This is a genomic window from Hyphomicrobium methylovorum (assembly GCF_013626205.1).
Classification (GTDB): Bacteria; Pseudomonadota; Alphaproteobacteria; order Rhizobiales; family Hyphomicrobiaceae; genus Hyphomicrobium_B; species Hyphomicrobium_B methylovorum.
Window position 1 is genome coordinate 3423133 of sequence record NZ_QHJE01000001.1, and the last position, 19132, is coordinate 3442264.

The 19132-nt window shown below is 59.8% G+C and carries 13 protein-coding genes; 7 read left to right on the forward strand and 6 right to left on the reverse strand.

The annotated features are described in order from the left end of the window. Nucleotides 1–72: 72 nt before the first annotated feature. Both glmS and glmU read right to left on the reverse strand, forming a co-directional pair. Nucleotides 73–1893 carry a glutamine--fructose-6-phosphate transaminase (isomerizing) gene (glmS, locus tag DLM45_RS16290; RefSeq protein ID WP_181338115.1) on the reverse strand — a complete coding sequence of 607 codons (1821 nt, stop codon included), beginning with the start codon at nucleotides 1891–1893 and terminating at the stop codon, nucleotides 73–75. A gap of 131 nt (nucleotides 1894–2024) precedes the next feature. Then, nucleotides 2025–3386 (reverse strand): bifunctional UDP-N-acetylglucosamine diphosphorylase/glucosamine-1-phosphate N-acetyltransferase GlmU, encoded by a 1362-nt coding sequence (glmU, locus tag DLM45_RS16295; RefSeq protein WP_181338116.1) that lies wholly within the window; start codon nucleotides 3384–3386, stop codon nucleotides 2025–2027. A 351-nt stretch (nucleotides 3387–3737) separates the two neighbouring features. Here glmU and DLM45_RS16300 point away from each other — a divergent pair, with 351 nt between their 5' ends. After that, nucleotides 3738–4598 carry an SPOR domain-containing protein gene (locus tag DLM45_RS16300; RefSeq protein WP_181338117.1) on the forward strand — a complete coding sequence of 287 codons (861 nt, stop codon included), beginning with the start codon at nucleotides 3738–3740 and terminating at the stop codon, nucleotides 4596–4598. Between the two features lie 137 nt (nucleotides 4599–4735). On the opposite strand, the gene ypfJ is transcribed toward DLM45_RS16300, so the two are convergent. After that, the gene (gene ypfJ, locus DLM45_RS16305; RefSeq protein ID WP_181338118.1) at nucleotides 4736–5692 is read right to left on the reverse strand and encodes a KPN_02809 family neutral zinc metallopeptidase; all 957 of its coding nucleotides are present in this window, start codon (nucleotides 5690–5692) and stop codon (nucleotides 4736–4738) included. 138 nt (nucleotides 5693–5830) lie between these two features. Next, complete coding sequence (locus tag DLM45_RS16310) at nucleotides 5831–7231, reverse strand: malonyl-CoA decarboxylase domain-containing protein (protein WP_181338387.1); 1401 nt, start codon at nucleotides 7229–7231, stop codon at nucleotides 5831–5833. A 125-nt stretch (nucleotides 7232–7356) separates the two neighbouring features. On the opposite strand from DLM45_RS16310, the gene DLM45_RS16315 reads away from it, so the two are divergent. The 3 genes from DLM45_RS16315 to DLM45_RS16325 all read left to right on the forward strand — a co-directional run bounded on the left by DLM45_RS16315 (nucleotide 7357) and on the right by DLM45_RS16325 (nucleotide 10659). Beyond that, on the forward strand, nucleotides 7357–7848 hold the full coding sequence (locus tag DLM45_RS16315; RefSeq protein WP_181338119.1) for a hypothetical protein: 492 nt from the start codon (nucleotides 7357–7359) through the stop codon (nucleotides 7846–7848). Between the two features lie 319 nt (nucleotides 7849–8167). Beyond that, a complete protein-coding gene (locus DLM45_RS16320; RefSeq protein WP_181338388.1) occupies nucleotides 8168–9613 on the forward strand; it encodes a YcjX family GTP-binding protein in 1446 nt (481 codons plus the stop codon). Further along, a complete protein-coding gene (locus DLM45_RS16325; RefSeq protein ID WP_181338120.1) occupies nucleotides 9610–10659 on the forward strand; it encodes a YcjF family protein in 1050 nt (349 codons plus the stop codon). Before DLM45_RS16320 ends, DLM45_RS16325 begins: the two co-directional genes overlap by 4 nt. On the opposite strand, the gene mdoH is transcribed toward DLM45_RS16325, so the two are convergent. Both mdoH and DLM45_RS16335 read right to left on the reverse strand, forming a co-directional pair. Then, entirely contained in the window at nucleotides 10656–12629 is a 1974-nt protein-coding gene (gene mdoH, locus DLM45_RS16330) for a glucans biosynthesis glucosyltransferase MdoH (protein WP_181338121.1), read from the reverse strand. The two genes, DLM45_RS16325 and mdoH, sit on opposite strands and share 4 nt — an antisense overlap. Next, on the reverse strand, nucleotides 12614–14173 hold the full coding sequence (locus DLM45_RS16335) for an OpgD/OpgG family glucan biosynthesis protein (RefSeq protein ID WP_181338122.1): 1560 nt from the start codon (nucleotides 14171–14173) through the stop codon (nucleotides 12614–12616). The genes mdoH and DLM45_RS16335 overlap by 16 nt, the downstream gene beginning before the upstream one ends. Before the next feature lie 953 nt (nucleotides 14174–15126). Here DLM45_RS16335 and DLM45_RS16340 point away from each other — a divergent pair. From DLM45_RS16340 to DLM45_RS16350, 3 genes are all read left to right on the forward strand, one after another. Continuing rightward, entirely contained in the window at nucleotides 15127–16431 is a 1305-nt protein-coding gene (locus tag DLM45_RS16340; RefSeq protein ID WP_181338123.1) for a porin, read from the forward strand. A gap of 399 nt (nucleotides 16432–16830) precedes the next feature. Next, on the forward strand, nucleotides 16831–18135 hold the full coding sequence (locus tag DLM45_RS16345) for a porin (RefSeq protein ID WP_181338124.1): 1305 nt from the start codon (nucleotides 16831–16833) through the stop codon (nucleotides 18133–18135). Nucleotides 18136–18324: 189 nt separating this feature from the next. Beyond that, on the forward strand, nucleotides 18325–19132 hold an 808-nt coding region (locus DLM45_RS16350), incomplete at its 3' end, for a porin (RefSeq protein ID WP_181338125.1).

A 19132-nucleotide genomic window follows, 5' to 3' on the forward strand; every position in this document is an offset into this window, starting at 1 on the left:
CCGTGCCCGAACCTAGTGCATGCAAGAGAACTGGGCAATTTCACGGCCCTATCCCCTGTTCACTTTCCCCCATCATTCGACAGTGACAGATTTTGCGAGATTGCGTGGCTGATCCACATCGGTACCGATCTGCACGGCCGTATGATAGGCAATGAGTTGTATCGGTATAGCATAAAGCAGCGGGGCGACCAACGGTGCAACCTTCGGCATCTGGATATGCCCGGCGAGCTTGCAGCCCGCCTTCTCGGGCTCGGCGTCCGAAATCAGGATGATCTGCCCGCCACGCGCGGCGACTTCCTGGAGGTTCGAGACCGTCTTCTCGAACAGTTCATCCTCCGGCGCGACCACGATCACCGGCACCGTCTCGTCGATCAGCGCAATCGGGCCGTGTTTCAGTTCTCCGGCCGCATAGCCCTCGGCGTGGATGTAGGAGATTTCCTTCAGCTTCAATGCGCCTTCAAGGGCGATCGGGAAGCTCAGGCCGCGTCCGAGATAAAGGACGTCACGCGCCTTGGAGAGCACGTCGGTGATGGAAAGATAGTTTTCGTCGTGATGCAGCAACGACGCCATGTGCCGAGGCACCTCGGTCAACGCGGTGACGAGCTCGGTTTCTTCTTCAGGCGTGATCGTGTTGCGCGCACGTGCGATCGCGATCGCGAGTCCGGCGAGGACTGAGAGCTGGCAGGTGAATGCCTTGGTGGAGGCAACGCCAATCTCAGGTCCGGCAAGCGTCGGCAGCACGGCATGGGATTCGCGGGCGATCGTCGAGCTTCTGACGTTGACGACGGATGCGATGCGCTGGCCGTTGTCCTTGCAGTAACGCAGCGTCGCCAGTGTATCTGCGGTTTCGCCCGACTGGGATACGAACACCGCGAGGCCGTCCTTCGGCAAGGGCGTTTCGCGGTAACGCATCTCGGACGCGACATCGATATCGACCGGCAGGCGGGCGAAGCGTTCGATCCAATACTTTGCGACAAGACCCGCGTAATAAGCGGTGCCGCACGCCGAAATGGTGACACGGCTGATTTTCGCGAGATCGACACCGAGATCCGGAAAGGCAACGCGCGCGTTCGCCATGTCGAGGTAACTTGCGAGTGTATGCGAAATGACTTCCGGCTGCTCGTGGATTTCCTTGAGCATGAAGTGGCGATAGTTGCCCTTGTCGACCAGCAACGAACTTGCCACCGCATTGATGACGGGACGGTCGACGCGCGCACCTTCACTGTCAAAAATTTCGACGCCCGACCGGCGCAGAACGGCCCAGTCGCCGTCTTCGAGATACGTGATGGTGTCCGTGAACGGCGCAAGCGCGATGGCGTCGGACCCGAGATACATTTCGCCGGAGCCGTGGCCAATGGCGAGGGGAGACCCTTTGCGCGCGGCGATCATGAGATCATCGTAGCCCGCAAAGATGATGCCGAGCGCGAATGCACCTTTGATATGCTGCAAGGCCTCTTGGACCGCCGCTACGGGATCCAGTCCGCGGTCCAGGCTGTCGGAGATCAGGTGGACGACCGCTTCTGTGTCCGTGTCCGTCTCAAACCGGTGGCCCTTGGCTTCCAGCGTGGCTTTCAGCTCACGGAAATTCTCGATAATGCCGTTGTGGACGACAGAGACTTTCGCCGTCATGTGCGGATGCGCGTTGCGTTCGATCGGGCGGCCGTGCGTTGCCCAGCGCGTGTGGCCGATGCCAGTCCGTCCGTCGAGCGGGTCGCTCAGCAGGCGCGTTTCCAAGTTCCGAAGTTTGCCTTCGGCGCGGCGCCGCGCGAGGGAGCCCGCCTCGACCGTGGCGATTCCCGCCGAATCATAGCCGCGATACTCGAGCCGGCGCAGCGCTTCGACGAGGTTGGTCGAAACGGCAGATTTCCCGAGGATTCCGACGATCCCGCACATTCGTAGCTGTCCCTCACTTGATCAGTCCCCACTGCAACGATGACGGTGGGCATAGCTCTTCTCAAATCACAGAATGTTTCAAAATAAGGCCTAAGCGGCGCGCATTCCTGCTTTGCAAGTTCCGTGCATCGTTAACGGTTGGTTGATGCGGCTTTCCGGCGGGCCATCATCTGGCGGAATTTGGCCGCCCAACCCGGCCGCTCCTCTTGCGTACCGCGTTCCAGTGCCAGCGCGCCCGGACCGACATCCTTTGTAATGACGCTGCCTGAGCCGATATAGGCGCCCGCTCCCACTTTGATCGGGGCAACCAGCGACGTATTGGAGCCGACAAAGGCCCCCTCCCCGATCTCGGTCTTGTGCTTGAAGAAGCCGTCGTAGTTACAGAAGATCGTGCCCGCGCCGACGTTTGCCTTGGCGCCGATGTGCCCGTCTCCGAGGTAGGAGAGGTGATTGGCTTTGGCACCGGCTTCGAGCGTGGTGTTTTTCACCTCGACGAAATTGCCAATGTGGACCTCAGGCCCGAGCCGCGCGCCCGGCCGGAAGCGTGCGAACGGACCGATCCGAGAGCCAGCCCCGATCGTCGCGCCCTCTATGTGACAAAAGCCCAGGATCTTAGCTCCTGCTTCCACGGTGACGCCCGGACCGAAGACAACATTGGGCTCGATCGCTACGTCCTGGCCGATGCGGGTGTCGAAATTCAGCCAAACGGTTTCCGGTGCGATCATCGTCACGCCTGACCGCATCAGTTCGATCCGCGCGCGCGACTGCCAGATCGCTTCGGCCTCTGCGAGTTGATCGCGCGAGTTGACGCCCATGACCTCGGTTGCGTCGCACTCGACGACGGCGGCCGTCAGCTTGTCCGCGATCGCCAGTTCGACGGCGTCCGTCAGGTAGTATTCGCCCTTGGCGTTGGCATTGCCGATCCGACCCAGCAGCTCGGAGAAGCGAGGCACGCGAAACGCCATGACGCCAGAGTTGCACAGGCCGATTTTGCGCTCGGCCTCCGTCGCGTCGTTCTGCTCGCGGATTGCCGTCAGGCGGCCCTGCGCGTCCGTGACGAGGCGGCCATAGCCGGTCGGGTCGGTTGGCCTGAAGCCGAGGACGGCGACATTGGCGCCCGCATCGAGTGCGCTTCTGAGGCGCTGAATGGTTTCCGGCCGGATCAACGGCGTATCGGCATATAGAACGATGACGTCGCCACTGTGCGCGTCGATGGCGGGCGTTGCAGCCTTTACAGCGTCGGCCGTGCCGCACTGGGCAACCTGAACAAATATCTGCGCCGCGGGCACGACCGCCTTCGCTTCGGTTCCGACGGCTTCCATCTCCGGACCGACAACGACTGCGAGCTTGCCTTCGGCCGACGACGCCGTCGCCAGGACGTGCGCGAGGAGCGAGCGGCCGGCAATCTTGTGCAGCACCTTGGGCAACGCTGATTTCATGCGGGCGCCCTTGCCGGCGGCCAGGACGACGAACAAAGGAGACGATGCGGTCATAAACAACCTGTTCTGGAGTTTGGCTGCTCATCCTCTATCTCGCCCGAATGGCTGCCGCCATAGCGGACCGCGATAAGTCATGACAGCAGAGCCGCAGACTTGCGCGGCGCGTGGGGATAAGCGGCGATTCGTTCTAACGCTGGTCCATTTTGCTCAAAGGTTTCCGATGCATGGCCAGTTCAATTGCGCATTGGCCACGATCCACAACTTCGATGCAACAGGGCGGTCAGAAGCATTGCAGTGTCGACAATCGGGAGCCCAACGTCTGACAGATCGAGAAAATGATTCGAGGCACGCCATCCGCCAATTCGCAGTGAGTGCCCCGGATGCGGAATTAGGACACCACACGATATGACTAAGCCAGCCAGTGACAAGACGGGACGGGCGAAGGCCGGAACGTCATACGCCGTTCTCTGGTCCATGCTCGGAGCGCTGGGCGCCGGATATCTCGGCGTCGCGATTTTCGCTCCCAATTGGCTCGGAGAATTGACGCCGGGCAATCATCTGACCCAATCCGCGCAAACGGATGCCGCCGTTCTCAAGCTCGCGGCCGATGTCGATGGTATCCGCTCGTCGCTAACGCGCCTGGAACTCGATGTTGCGAGCGTGAAATCCGACGTGGGTAATCAGCAACAGCAGACGCACACGCTCAGCGAGCAAGTAACGGCCATCGAAGACAAGATGCGTTTGGCGGAAGCTCCACCGGCGGCAAGCGCTCAGCAGATGTCTCAATCGGGTACCGATGTGGAAGGCATTCCCGAACCCGCGACGACGACGGCAGAAGCGGCGCCGCCCTCGCCTTCGACGCGCATCATCAACGCATCACCCGAGCATCCAATCGTGACCGGTAGTGTCGATAAGGCCGCCGTTCCGACGAAGACCAAGGCGAAAGCAAAGGCTGCTTCGAACGAGGCGCTCGATTTCGGGACCGCTGTCGTCAAGCAGGAAGCGAAGCCTATCGGATTGCAGATCGGGTCTGATTCAAGCGTCGAAGGTCTACGGATGAGCTGGATTCAGATCGCGGCCTTGCACAACGACCGCCTGAAGACATTCAAGCCGCGCTACACCTCGAACGGTGATCCGAATAATCCGAACTTCCAGCTTGTCGCCGGGCCGGTAAAAACCAAAGCGGATGCCATTCGCATCTGCAAGGAACTCAACGCGCAGAACGTGACGTGCAAGGTCGGCGACTTCATCGGCAACGCGCTTTAAGAGGCGGCGCTGCGTTGTAAGACATTCGCGAACGTTCACGTGCGATAGCGGAATTATAAAAAAGCGGCCGATCGAAAGATCGGCCGCTTTGTTTTCAGGTCCCTCGAAGCGATGCGCGTTGGCACACTTCCTTCACATCACGGGTTCGACGTGTTGAAGGTATCGCACTGATCGAGGCGTCCGGATTCAAATCCGGCCTTGAACCAGCGAACGCGCTGGGCCGCTGTGCCGTGCGTGAACGCATCCGGGACGATCCGTCCGGTCATCCGCCGCTGGATCATGTCGTCACCAATTTGCGAAGCTGCGTTCAGCGCCTCTTCGAGGTCGCCCGGCTGCAGTCTCTTCTTCAACTGGTCATTGAGATTGGCCCAGACGCCCGCAAGGCAGTCTGCCTGCAATTCAGCGCGGACCTGAATCTGGTTTGCCGTCGCCTCGCTGTCGGCGCGATTTTTCAGCTCCTGCACCTGATCGAGGATACCAAGCTGCTTTTGCACATGGTGTCCAACTTCATGCGCAACGACGTACGCCTGAGCGAAATCTCCGCTGACGTTAAACTTGCGCTTCAGCTCGTCATAAAACTGAAGATCGAGATAAACCTTTTGATCCAGCGGGCAATAGAACGGACCCATTGCCGCCTGTCCGGCGCCGCATGCTGTTCGCGTCATGCCGGAATAGATCACCATCGGCGGTTCTTTATACGTGCGTCCGATGCTCTTGAAGACCCGCGTCCAGACGTCTTCCGTGTCGGCCAGCACGCGCCCCATAAAGATGCGCTCGGCGTCTTCCTGGCCCGCGGTCTGCGTTCCTGAGGACCCCGGCAGGCCCGGTATGTTGTTGTTCGGCGTGCGTTGGGCTGGTCGCTCGCTGCGCGGAAGCTCAGGCATGTTGACCTGTCCGCCGGATCCGAACAGCACGTCGAGCGGATTGATGCCCATAAACAGCATCAGCGCGCCGAGGATCAGCAGCGTCGTGATGCTGAAACCGCCACCACCACCCAATGGAATTTGAACGCGTCCCGGAAATTGAAACCCGCCGCCTTGGCCGCGCCGATCTTCGATGTTGGAACTTTCGCGATCGTTGTCGTCGTAGCGCATGGAAGACCTTACAGATTAAGCGGCGAACACCGGTATGACACGCGGCCGAGATCAGCCTCTGCCGTGTCCGTTAAGGCGCTCATACTGCACGAGCATTAAGCCAACACAAGGCCGTTTTCTATCGCCTTTCCGGCCTATTTACTCTTGCGCCCCGCTTGGCGCTCGTTTGGTTTTTCCGCTTCCGGGAAGCGCGAGCAGATCAGGAACGGCCGCCAGGCCCTTGCCTTTCGCTGGCATTCTCAAGTGTGCACGCACCGCGCGTGACGCCGCCACTGCACCGTCCTGAGCGTAGGCCTCGTGGTTGCGTTCGATCTCCGAGAGTTCGTAGCGGTAGTTGACCATCAAGCCATACGCGTCGCGCAGGGCACGCTCAGATGTATCTCCCAGCCAGTTCATACGCTCCAGCCGCGCTCCATTGCCCAGATGGAAGCGCGCCACCGGATCGACGGGGCGATCTTCCGACGAGCGCGCCACAAGGAAGTACCTGGCGGCAAGCGCGAGTACAGCCGATTTGAGCTCTGCATCCGCTTCGGCGTTCTTGCCGATGTCTTCGACCCAGCTTGGCTTGCGCAGCGGCGCCAGCGCCCGGCGTTCCTCAAGTGTGACGCTGTCGTCATTTTCGTCTGCGAGAGTCCGGTCAAGCCAGCGCGCGAATCCGGGAACGGGAGAAAGCGTTACGAACGTTTTGAGCGTCGGCGTATCGCGAACGAGGTCTTCGACCACCTGTTTGAGCAGGAAATTTCCGAACGAAACGCCTTTGAGGCCGTCCTGGCAGTTGGAGATCGAATAGAAGACGGCGGTCGTCGGCGGCGGTGCGTCGTCGTTCAGGTGCGCGTCGAGAACTTCCGAGATCGTCGCGGGAATGTCGCGCGTGAGGGCGACTTCGACGAAGATCAGCGGCTCGTCTACCAGCGCCGGGTGGAAGAAGGCGAAACAGCGCCGGTCGGCCGGATCGAGGCGGCGGCGCAGATCGTCCCAGCCGCGGATTTCGTGCACGGCTTCATAGGCGATGATTTTCTCGAGAATGGCTGCCGGCGTCTGCCAGTCGATGCGGCGCAGAACGAGAAAGCCGCGATTGAACCATGATGTCAGAAGACGCTCGAGATCGCGATCGATCGATGCCAAGGACGCGTCGGATTTGATGTTGCGAAGAAGGTCGGCACGCAGGGCGACGATCTCTCCCGTCGCCCCGTGCGCGAGGTTGAGGCGGCGAAAAAATTCTAGCCGGGGCGGATAGCAGGCTTTCTGTAGGCGCAAGAGCGTGGCCTCGGCGGGCTGCTCAAGATAAGCGCGGGCCGCTTCGGCCACGACGGCCTCATCCGGGCGCAGTTCCTCAGACAGAAAGCGGTAGAAGCGATGGCGTTCCTCGGTTGGCGCCGCTTTCAGCCCGATCAGCAATTGCCGCGCAATGGCGACGCCGGAGGCCTCACCTCGTCCAGACATCAGCGCCCGCGCCAGGTCTTCAAGAGTTCCCCGGTCGTCGTCGCCGAACAGCCCTTTCGGCAGAAGCGCTCGGCTCTGCTCCGCGATCGAATTCATCAGTTCCTGAAAGAAGGAAACGTTCAACGGCAACTGCCCTCCTATGCGCGCACCGGCACTGCGTTAACTTTTGCTTAACCAGATCGGTTGAGCATTCGGCCTTACATTCATAAGGCAACTCTAACATGGCCGAACGGCTTTCCACCGCCAGCTCTCATCTTGGCGCGGCGAACAACGATACCGGCCGCGTGGCGTTCTGCGGGCCCTACGTTCTCTCCGCGATTACTGGATATGGGATTTCCCGGATCGAGGACGTCATTCGCGAGGGGCGCGAGTTGCCGCCGCATCGAAAGCCCGTCGTGCGCGGAACCTATGCGGACGAAGTCGAGGCGGCTCTCGCCCACTTCGGTTACCGCATGGAATTGACGGAAACACATCTGCATCGCGCCCGCAAAGAGCGTCCGACGGTCTGGACGTGGATGCAAAAGCCGCGGAATGCTTGGGCTTACTACATTCTCGCCATTCACAAGGGCAAGGAAGGCCACTGGATTCTCGTGAAGGGTGTCAAAATGTGCGACACCTTTACCGAGGGCAAGTGGACGTTCGTGGTCGATGGTCCGCATCGCGGATGCCGGATCATGGAGATTTTTGAGGTCCGCAAGGCGCATGACGCCTGAATTCAGGGCCGTCACGCCGCGATTTTTCCATGAACGCCAGCTGAACTTATGCTTCAGCGCGCATTCAACTCCAGACAGCTAGTCTCCTGAAGTACTCGCGATTGGCGAGGCTTATGGAGAATAAAGTGTCGGAAATTCTACGTTCAGGAGCCCTCATGGTCATGGCGGTGATCGTGTGCGCGGCGGGCGTAGCGGTGATGTTCTACGGCTGAAGACCGCCAGATAGAACCCAGCCGCCGCTTGTCGCCGGGCACAACTTGGGCCACCTAAGGATTCGACCTACGGGTCATTCGCGCAACGTGACCCGAGAGTGGCGACTTTGGCAGATGCCTCCTACAGCGATCTCATCAGGGATGCTCAGACGCGCCTCGGCGACTTTCTAACGCCGTCGCTGCGTCTCGGCGTCACCGGACTGTCGCGTGCGGGTAAAACCGTCTTCATCACAAGCCTGATCCGCAACCTCATCAGCGGCGGCCGGTTGCCGTTTTTCGCGCCTGAGGCTGAGCAGCGCATCGTGCGTGCGTATCTCGAACCGCAGCCGGACGACAGTGTTCCGCGATTCGATTACGAGGCGCATCTGCGCGACCTTATCGCCGTGCCGCCGGTCTGGCCCGATAGCACGCGGCGTATTTCGGAATTGCGCATCACCATCGAATACCGGTCGGGATCGCTGCTGAAACGGACACTCGGGCTTTCGAAGCTCTATCTCGACATTGTCGATTATCCCGGCGAATGGCTCATCGACCTGCCGCTGCTGACGCAGGATTATCGCGCCTTCTCTTCCGAAGCATTGCGACTTGCAGCCGATCCCTCGCGCGCGGCGGCGGCGAAACCGTTTCTTGAGTTTCTCGCGGGAACCGACCCGGCGGCGGGTGAGGACGAGCAAATTGCGATCACCGGCGCGAAGCTTTTCACCGAATATCTGTCGCGCATGCGCGAGACCGGTGCCCAATCCACGCTCGCCCCAGGACGGTTTCTCCTTCCGGGCGATCTCGAAGGATCGCCGCTACTGACGTTCTTTCCGATGCCGCTCGCGTCGGACGAGCGCCTTCCCCGCGCATCGATCGCGGCGATGATGACGCGGCGTTTCGAAAGCTATAAGTCGACTGTGGTTCGCCCGTTCTTTAACGATCACTTTGCGCGGCTCGACCGTCAGATCGTGCTGGTTGACGCGCTTTCCGCATTGAACCGAGGCGCAGACGCACTCGCTGATCTCGAACGCGCGATGACGGCAATCCTGCAAGCGTTCCGGCCCGGCACCAACTCGTGGCTTTCGCTTCTTATGGGCCGCAAGATCGACCGCGTTCTCTTTGCTGCAACGAAGGCCGATCATTTACCGGCATCGAGCCACGACCGTCTGGCTAGCGTTCTCAAGCTGATCGTTGATGACTCGGTTACGCGTGCCGAAGGAGAAGGCGCGGGCGTCAATGCAATGGCGCTCGCGGCCATCCGCGCGACGCGCGAGACAACAGCGAAGCAAGGCGGAGAGCTGCTGCCCTGCCTTGTCGGCATACCGATGACCGGTGAACGCATTGATGGCGTGACTTTCAACGGGAAGACAGAAGCCGCAATCTTTCCGGGCGATCTTCCGGCCGATCCAGCGGCAGCGCTCGACGCCGCGCGGCGGGCAACATCGCCGCTCGAACTCATTCGCTTTCAGCCGCCAAAACTCTTGGACGTCCTTGCCGACGGAACGCCGGCGGCCTTTCCTCATATCCGGCTTGACCGAGCCCTAGATTTTCTCATTTCGGACTATCTCACATGACGTTCGAAAACGATCCGCCATCGCGCCGCCCCCGCGTTCTCAAGCTCGACGAAATCGAGCCTGCACCTCAGATCGATGAATGGAGCGAAACCTCCGGCGCGGCGAGCCAGCGGCGTATGCCCGTCCCCGAACGTCGATTGACGGTCAGCGATATCAATCGCGGCTTTCGCTTTGGCGGCATTCTCTTCGGGGCGATGGCGTCGCTTGCGTCTCTTGCTGCCGGGCTTTGGTTTGCGCGGTTTGTGTCCGTCGCGCTCGAGCGGCAAGATTGGGTCGGCTGGACTGCGTTCGGGCTTTTGATGGTGATTGCCTTTGCACTCACGGCCATCGTTCTGCGCGAACTCATCGGCTTCCGGCGTCTGGCGCGGCTCGCGAAACTTCGTGCGCTGGTGAAGGCGACACTAGCGAAGCCGGACGCTGTCGCAGAACGAACCGCGGCTGACGCGCTCATAAAACACTATCGCGCGCGGCCGGATCTTGCCTGGGGTCTTGCACGCGTCAACGATCATCGCGGCGATGTGCTCGCACCCGGGGAACTGCTTAGGCTCACCGACCGCGAACTGATCCGGCCGCTCGATGTCGAGGCGCGGCGGATCATTCTGAAATCTGCGAAGCGCGTGGCGACCGTTTCGGCGCTGTCGCCCATCCTCTGGATCGCGATGGGGTTTGTGCTCGTCGAGAACGTGCGCATGTTCCGCTCGATCGCGACTATTTACGGTGGACGGCCCGGCGTGCTCGGTGCGCTCCGGCTCGCGAAGCTCGTCGTTGGGCATGTCATTGCCACCGGCGGCATTGGCATGACGGACGATCTGCTTGGGCAGTTTGTCGGACAGGATGTGCTGCGCCGTCTATCGCGGCGACTGGGCGAAGGTGCCTTCAACGGCGCGCTCACGGCACGGCTCGGTGTGGTTGCTGCCGAAGTGACTCGGCCCCTTCCCTATCTCGATACCGAGCCTTTGCGCGTGCGTGAGATTTTCAACGAACTCTTTCGTTCGCTACGTAGCTCGAAGGCGACTGATGATCGGCCGTCCGGTCGCGCCGGTTAGGCTGCGGCCGCTTCCGGCGTGCCTGCCAGCGCATCTGCGACGGCAATCCGCTCACTCCAATTTCGCGCGCGGTGCTCAGCATCAACGAGCACGGGCGGCGGCGCGCGGTCTTCGGCGGTCGCCAGCATCCAGCGTTCGATCGGTCCGGCTTTCAGAGACGTCAGCCAACTAACTGGTCCGGCAAACACCAGTCCCAAAAGGACCGGCAACATCCAGCCGAGTAGTCCTGGCGAGACGTTCCAGATGATGACCGACGCGATGATACCAATCGCGGTGTGCCAGCGGCTAAACCACATCGCATCGTCAAACGGCAAGGCACCATCGTTTCGCCGCTGTGCTTTCCAGCCGGAGTCGAACCCGGCCAAAATCTGAATGGAACCGACTGTTTGCGTGACCATGAAGATCGGCGCGATCAGCATGGAATAGATGGTTTCGGTGAAGACACCCAACGTCACGCGGAGAGCGCCGAGCGGGCTACGCTCGGCGAGCGCATGTTTCCAAACCAGAAATAGTCCGAGAAATTTCGGAAGCAGCACGACAACGATCGTTGCAAGGAAAAGTCTCAGCGCGGCGCCAGGATCAATGATCGGCCAGATCGGGAAAAGAGTCTTGGCGTCGCGGAAGTAGCTCGGGATCATCTGCTGGCCCTGCAGAGCCAGAACGATACCGACGATCAGCGACAGCGCCCACACGGCCGAGATCAAATACGCCGTTGCGCCCATACCCAGATGAAGGCGGCCCATCGGCGTCAAACCGGGCTGCGAGACGATGGCGAGATGCTGCAGATTGCCCTGCGCCCAACGCCGATCGCGCGCAACGACATCGACGATGTTGGGCGGCATCCCTTCATAGGATCCTTCGAGCGATGGCATCATGTGCACGCCATATCCGGCACGCTGCAGCAGCACGGCTTCGACGAAGTCGTGGCTCATGATGTGCCCGCCGAACGGCTTGCGCCCGGGCAGTTCCGGCAGGCCAGCCGCACCAGCGAACGCGCGTGTTCGGATGATCGCGTTGTGGCCCCAGTAGTTGCCCTGATCGCGATGCCAGAATGCGAGACCGGCGGCGACGGGCGGTCCATACGTATTGCACGCAAATTGCTGCAATCGCTGCAGAAGCGTTTCGCCACCGACGATGCGCGGCACCGTCTGTATCAGTCCAGCCTTTGGTTCGCTGTCCATGGCCAGCGCCAACGAGAGTAGCGTTGCACCACTCATTACGCTGTCGCCGTCGAGAATAATGAATGACTCATAGTCGGCGCCGAAGCGTTCCACCCAGTCGGAGATGTTACCTGCCTTGCGGGCCGTGTTCTGGATCCGGCGACGATAATAGACCGGCGCGATCTCAGCCATCTCCTGGCTCAAGGCGCTATAGGTTTTTGCTTCGCGATTTCCGTCGATGTCGCCGCGCGTGTCGGACAGAATGAATACGTCGAAGTTCTGATTTCTGCCGAGCGCCTTCAGGTCTCGCAGCATCGCCTCGATCGCGCCGGCGATCATAGCCGGGCTTTCGTGATAGACGGGGAAAAGCAGCGCGACTTTCGATTCAAGCGGGGTATCGAGCGGCGGCGGCTCCATCGTGTCGGGTCGCTCACCGGCGAACAACGGCAAAAATCCGAGCGCGGCGCTCAGGCTGCCGATGGCGATCCAACCGAACGCAATCGTCGACAGAATGAGAAACAGAAACTGCACGGGCGTAATGACAACGAACGCCAGAATGCTGAAGAGCTCATGCGCGAATGCTGCCGTTAACGCAGCGGCGCCTGCAAAGATCGCAGCGCGCGGTACCCAGTAGACGCGCCTTCTCGACTCGGGAGGATGTTCGGCGCGTACAGAAAATTCCTGCACCGGCATCGCGAGCGGAGCTGGAGGCGGAAGATTCACCCACGGTCCTGCGTCGAGCGCTTTTTGCGTCTCCGCAGACATGTCCGGAATCCTGCCTTTGAAGTTTTCGTTTACGGCTTGGTCCATCGGTAAAGCCATGTCTCGGATACCGGCTGCTGACCGGCTTTCAGAACGCATCTGAGTTCAACAAGTTCGGCGTCACCCGGAGTGAGTTCGAACATGACCCGCACGCCAGAAATCTCGGAATTGCGTTGCACGCTGACGTTCGAAATCTTGCCGGTTCGCGCGGACACATCGGCGACTGGGAGGTCACGAGCGTCCTTTACCGAAGCGCCGGTCAGATCGAGAACGAACAGGATTGTGTCGGGGCTCTTGCCTTTTGCGATCCGCGTCTTGACCACTCGCGAACCTGCCCAAGATGACGGCACGCCGTCTCCCCAGAAGATCTTGTAAGAAAATACGTGCGGACCGCCAGGCGTCAGTTCCTGCACCGGCTTCCAGTAGGCGACGACATTGTCGTGGATCTCGTTCTCGACCGGGATTTCGATCAGTTCGATGAAGCCCTCGCCCCAGCCACTTTTCGGTTGGATCCAAACGCTCGGCCGGCGCTCGTAGCGAGATTCGAGATCCTCATAGGTGTCAAAAGACCGGTCGCGCTGCCAGAGTCCGAAGCCTTTAGGGTCGCGATCAGTGAAAGCACTCAGTTGGAGCGTTTTCGGGTTGTTTAGCGGACGCCAGATGCGCTCACCGGCACCATTGATCATGGCGAGCCCGCCGCTGTCATGCACTTCCGGGCGATAGTCGCGCGTCAAGCGCTGACTGGACTTGCCGTGCAGGAACATGCTCGTGAGAGGTGCTATTCCGACGTGGGTTAGCGTGGTGCGCGGATACAGCGTTGCCGATACGTCCATAACCGTGGTCAATCCCGGCTCGATGATGAACCGGTACGCGCCGGTCGTGGATACACTATCCAACAACGCGTGAATGACGATTTGGGTTGCACCCGGCTTCGGCTTCTCGATCCAGAATTTGCGGAAGAAGGGAAATTCTTCGCCCTCGGCACGGGCTGTGCTCAGCGCAAGTCCTCTCGCGGACGCGCCGTAAGATTGCCCTCGGCCGATCGCGCGGAAGTAGCTCGCACCTTGAAAACCGGCGTATTCGTCGAAAACATCAGACCTGTTGATCGGCCCGTGAATGCGGAAGCCGGAAAAGCCATAGGGCGCCGCCTCGGGGCCGGGGCCAATCAAGGTGCCAAAGGAAAAGAGATTGCTATCGGCGATGAGGCGCGTCGCCTGTCCATTGTCGACGAGCCATAGATCGACCGGCGTGTCGTAGAGCCAGCCCATCGCGAACGGCTGGATCTCAAAATCGATATTCTCGCCCTTCCAGATCGCCTTCTCGGCGCGAAAGCGAATATCGCGGTACTGATCGTAAGTCAGCTTATTGAATGGAGGGGGCAGATCCATCGTCTGCTTGGCAAACGGCTGGTCCGCAAGGCGCTTAGCCTCGGTGTTCGCGTTCGTCGCGGTGAAGGGCGTGCCCTTCGGCGGAGAAACGGTGTCGGCTGTCGCCGCGGATGCGGCCAGTGCCATTTTGGAGAGGGCGAGGGCAAAAGTTCCTACGGCAGCCTGACCGAGCACCGTTCGGCGATCGAGCGAATTACCTGTCATGTCCGGAATACTGTCAGCCCCTGGGGTGAGCGTTGAGTTGGGCGTGCACCGTCCTGGTTCCAGGTACAAGCGCTACGACTAAAATTGCTAAACAATGATTGTGGCAGATTTTCCACTCGGCGATGCAGTATGTGTGACTTTCTCGCCCTTTAATGCGGCGCAAAATGGAGCACCGGGCAGCTCTCCTATTCGTTTTCGCGCCACCTATAGAGCGCTCTTTCCCCGCCTCTCGACAAGTGGATTCCATGTCGCCGGCTCAGATAATTGGATACTCCGGTTAAGGGCGATCTTGTGGCACCGACCGGGCCTAATTTTCGAGCGCGGTGTAGACATTGGAATGAAATCAGATGCGTGCCGGGGACTCGCTCGAATAATTCGCCGGGATAGCGTCACCCCTTGGGCTTGCTGTCAGCGAGTAAAGGTCAGAATTTTCGAGGCCACAAAACGAAGGTGGCGCAATATCCCTGACATATCCGTCGCCTAGGACTTTCTCCACAGCGCTCGCTCATGAAAAGGACCGGGCGGCCGGGAAGCTTGCGTGCAGACTTATCGTCCCACTGGGTTCAATTCGCTCTGAAGCCCAACTCTCGCAACGTGCCGCTTGGAATGATTGAAAGAAACGCGTCGGACGCCGCTGCTGGCCGCGCGGTTTCGCGAGAAAATGTCGTGAGTTCGACCGCTTTAGGACGGGCTTGCGGCACTCTCGTTATTCGTGGCTTTTCCGTCACAAATCCCCGCAATTCCACAGCCGAAGTTACCAAGACTGTTTCATACCCGAATCGGATCTGCTTTAAGCAATGCCCTGAGCGGTGATTCGGGGGGACACAAATCCCGTAGGCCGCGGATGACGGGTTTGAGGACGGGTTTCACAAGAAGATCATACAGGCGAGTGTTGGGCTGGGTGATACGTCCCGTCCCTCATTTCTCAAGTCGAAGCAGACGGGAGTAGGTCAATGAACAAGTACAGTCTGAGTGCCCTGGTGGCGGCAGGCCTGCTGGCAGGCGGGATGTCGGCTGGCAGCGCCACTGCAGCCGACCTCGGGGGGAACTGCTGCGCGGACCTCGAAGAGCGGATTGCAGAACTTGAAGCAACGACGGCCCGCAAGGGCAACCGCAAGGTTTCGCTGACGGTATCCGGTTGGGTCGGTCAGCAGGTGACCTGGTGGGATGACGGCGGTGAATCGAACGTGTACGTCCACGATCTTGGTTCTACGCTCGCCAGCCACGTGAAATTTACGGGTCAAGCCACGATCGTCCCCGGCTGGACCGCTGGTTATGTTCTCCATCTTGAAGCCGTCGGCTCCGACAGCTTGACGATGGATCAGAACACCGTTGACGGTCCGTCGGTTCTGACGGGCACGACGAACGGCGTCGGCACGCTGCAGTCCTTCTGGTTCATCAAGAGCGAACAGCTCGGTAAGGTGTCGGTCGGTAAGCAGTCGCAGGCTTCGGACAACACGGCCATTCTGGTCGATGGTTCGGGTTCGCTCGTTCCTGCCAACTGGGTGTCGTTCGACGTCAACAGCTTCTTCATCCGCAACAAATCGACGGGTGATCTCAGCACGCTTCGCTGGGGTGGAGCCGGTGGCTGCGTCTGGGGTGACTGCAACGGTCTCCCGACCAACTCGGTCCGTTACGACTCGCCGTCCTTCGGTGGCTTCTCGGTTTCGGCCTCTTGGGGTGAAGACGACTTCTGGGATGTCGCAGGCCGCTACGCTGGCGAACTGGGCGACTTCAAGCTTGCTGTTGCCGCTGCCTATAGCGAAGTTTCGGACTTCGAAACCTCGGGTAACGTAGCTCAGCCGAATGGCAGCAGCTACCTCCAGGTTGGCGCTTACTTGGAGCACATCCCGACGGGTCTCTTTGCTTACGGTGCTTACGGTCACCTTGATCCGAACATCGCAGGCGTTGGTTCGAACAACACCTGGTACGCAAAGGGCGGTCTCCGCCAGCGTTGGAGCCCACTTGGCCACACGGTTCTCTACGGTGAGTACCTGCGGGCCCAGAACAAGTTGTCTTCGTCGGCATTCATTGACGCCGACGGCGATATCAATGCGGGCGACAACGGTGCAGGCGTAGCCTTCCTGGGACGCAGCGAAGTCAACGTCTGGGGTCTTGGCGTTGTCCAGGAAATCGACGCCGCTGCGATGTCGATCTGGGTCAAGTATCGCAACCTCGATGCAGATACCTCGGGTGTCGGCGCATTCGATGCGGACAAGTTCCAGTATGTCGGCGCGGGCGCTCTGATCAACTTCTGATCCGACTCGATCCAGCGACTGAAATCATTAAGGCCGCCCTCCGGGGCGGCCTTTTTCATTTCGTACACAGGTTGTTCGCCAGTGATGCGTTGAAAACCCATTGGCTATGACACATCGCGTCGATATCTATTTTTCATATTTTAAATCAATATCTTATCCGCCATATATCACTTCTTCTGAATCGGGATTTAGTTGCCCGTTCGCCACAACCTTGGATTCGTCTGGGCGTTTTCGCAAAGCGTAATTGTTGCAGAAGGGCGAATCGCAGAGCTTCCCCGTCAAGCGGCGAAGTCACTTGGCAGGTGTACGCCGTGGCTGTGTTTTTAAACACGGCTAACAAGGCGAAGGGGCCAAGTAGCGCGTCCACCACTAGAAGTGATGAAGACGGGAGAAGGTAGAATGATGAAATATGGGCTGAGCGCTGTCGTCGCTGCAGGCCTGCTGGCAGGCGGCATGACAATGTCGACCAGCAGTGCTTCTGCTGCCGACCTCGGTGGCAACTGCTGCGCCGACCTTGAGGAACGCATTGCGGAACTCGAGGCGACGACGGCACGCAAAGGCAACCGCAAGGTTTCGCTGACGGTATCCGGTTGGGTCGGTCAGCAGGTCACCTGGTGGGATGATGGCGGCGAATCGAACGTGTACGTGCACGATCTCGGCACCACGCTCGCCAGCCACGTGAAATTTACGGGTCAAGCCACGATCGTCCCGGGCTGGACCGCTGGTTATGTTCTCCATCTTGAAGCCGTCGGTTCCGACAGCTTGACGATGAACCAGAACACCGTTGATGGTCCGTCGGTTCTGACGGGCGCGCCGAACGGCGTTGGTACGCTGCAGTCCTTCTGGTTCTTGAAGAGCGATCAGCTCGGCAAGGTGTCGGTCGGTAAGCAGTCGCAGGCTTCGGACAACACGGCCATTCTCGTTGACGGTTCGGGTTCGCTCGTTCCCGCCAACTGGGTTTCGTTCGACGTCAACAGCTTCTTCGTTCGCAACTCGGCTACTGGACAGCTGACCGATGCGACATGGGGCGGTTCCGGCGGCTGCGTCTGGGGTGACTGCAACGGTCTCCCGACCAACTCGGTCCGTTACGACTCGCCGACGTTTGCTGGCTTCTCGGTTTCGGCTTCTTGGGGTGAAGACGACTTCTGGGATGTCGCAGCTCGTTACGCTGGCGAACACCACGGCTTCAAGGTTGCCATCGCTGGTGCCTTCAGCCACGTGTCGGACTTCACGGGCAGCCCGGGTTCGATCAACGTCAACGTTGCTCAGCCGGCTGGCAGCGACTACTTCCAGCTCGGTGCATATGCTGAGCACGTCGCAACTGGCTTGTTCGTCTACGGTGCTTACGGTCACCTCGACCTGAACCTTTCCGGCATCGACTCGAACAACACGTACTACATCAAGGCTGGTATCCGTCAGCGTTGGAACCCGCTCGGTCACACCGTTCTCTACGGTGAGTACGAGCGCGCTGAGAACAACAATCTTGCATTCGCAAATGCCGGCTTCTCGCCAACTGACGACTTCGTCGGCACCGGCAAGGTTGACGTCTGGGGTCTCGGTGTTGTTCAGGAAATCGATGCGGCTGCTATGTCGATCTGGCTCAAGTATCGCCATCTCGATGCTAGCCTCGTCGACGACACACGTGGCACGCTCCCGACCGACAACTTCCAGTACGTTGGCATGGGCGCTCTGATCAACTTCTGATCTAGCTCAACCGAACGACTGAAATGATTGAGGCCGCCCTTCGGGGCGGCCTTTTTCGTTTCATCTGTCAGTTGCTACCTCGCAACATCGATTGTGCTATTCATGTATCTTTCCCCGAACTCACTTTGTGCAAGGTGAAGAATCACAGAGCTTCCCGGTCAAGGATCGTTAGCGGATCGGGAGAGTGAGATGATGAAATATGGGCTGAGCGCTGTCGTCGCTGCAGGCCTGCTGGCAGGCGGCATGACAATGTCGACCAGCAGTGCTTCTGCTGCCGACCTCGGTGGCAACTGCTGCGCCGACCTTGAGGAACGCATTGCGGAACTCGAGGCGACGACGGCACGCAAAGGCAACCGCAAGGTTTCGCTGACGGTATCCGGTTGGGTCGGTCAGCAGGTCACCTGGTGGGATGATGGTGGCGAATCGAACGTGTACGTGCACGATCTCGGCACCACGCTCGCCAGCCACGTGAAATTTACGGGTCAAGCCACGATCGTCCCGGGCTGGACCGCTGGTTATGTTCTCCATCTTGAAGCCGTCGGCTCCGATAGCTTGACGATGAACCAGGACCTCGTTGACGGTCCGTCGGTTCTGACGGGCGCGCCGAACGGCGTAGGTACGCTGCAGTCATTCTGGTTCATCAAGAGCGATCAGCTCGGCAAGGTGTCGGTTGGTAAGCAGTCTCAGGCTTCGGACAACACGGCCATCTTGGTCGACGGCTCGGGTTCGCTCGTTCCCGCCAACTGGGTTTCGTTCGACGTCAATAACTTCTTCATCCGCAACTCGGCTACCGGCAATTTGACGGAATTGAAGTGGGGCGCCGCTGGCGGCTGCGTTTGGGGTGACTGCAATGGTCTCCCGACCAACTCAGTCCGTTACGACTCGCCGACGTTTGCTGGCTTCTCGGTTTCGGCTTCTTGGGGTGAAGACGACTTCTGGGATGTCGCAGCTCGTTACGCTGGCGAACACCACGGCTTCAAGGTTGCCATCGCTGGTG